The 565-nt window shown below is 54.7% G+C and carries 1 protein-coding gene; it reads right to left on the reverse strand.

Features of this window, described 5'->3' with window-relative positions; genetic code table 11:
* Positions 1 to 565, reverse strand: a 565-nt coding sequence (locus tag B3F49_RS06230) for a hypothetical protein (protein ID WP_293909820.1), incomplete at both ends; no start/stop codon positions are given.

Raw genomic sequence — 565 nt, forward strand, 5'->3', positions numbered from 1 at the left:
AAGCCTTCAAACACCGACCAGGATGCTCCTGCAGTAACCAGGGTGCTGAGATCAAGCGGGGAGAGTATCGCCCTGAGGCTGTAGGAGAGCGAGCCGGTGGGGCTGTAGACGAGCTCGGGGTAGAGCAGCAATGCACAGGACTCTTCGCTCTGACTTGCAAACTTCCACGTGCCGAACGGTCGGCTGAGTATTTCAAGTCGAAGGGACACATTTCTATCTCCGCTGAGATACTGCATATGAAACAGCCCGCCGCTGATCATCCAGGATTCCTGGATGTCGGAGGCGTTGGGGTTGGTCTGGTCGATGGCAATCGAGGAGGCAAAATACCAGTCGGGGCCGATATTTCCCTGCAGACTTGCAGAGAACTTGTGCACTCGGCCGCTTTCATCCTTGGTAAGGTAGCCCCCCTCTATTTTTGTCTCCCCTGCATTGGTATAGAAGCGTAGACCCATGCCCATATCCTCTGCTTTTCCTGTCATGGAGGGAAGCACAACCGCCTCGACAAAGCTGAAGAAGCCCATCGGGTAGTTGATACTTACCATCCAGTCGGTCTTGGAACGCAGCT

Origin of the sequence: Sphaerochaeta sp. UBA5836, from assembly GCF_002432845.1 — a bacterium.
Lineage (GTDB): Bacteria > Spirochaetota > Spirochaetia > Sphaerochaetales > Sphaerochaetaceae > Sphaerochaeta.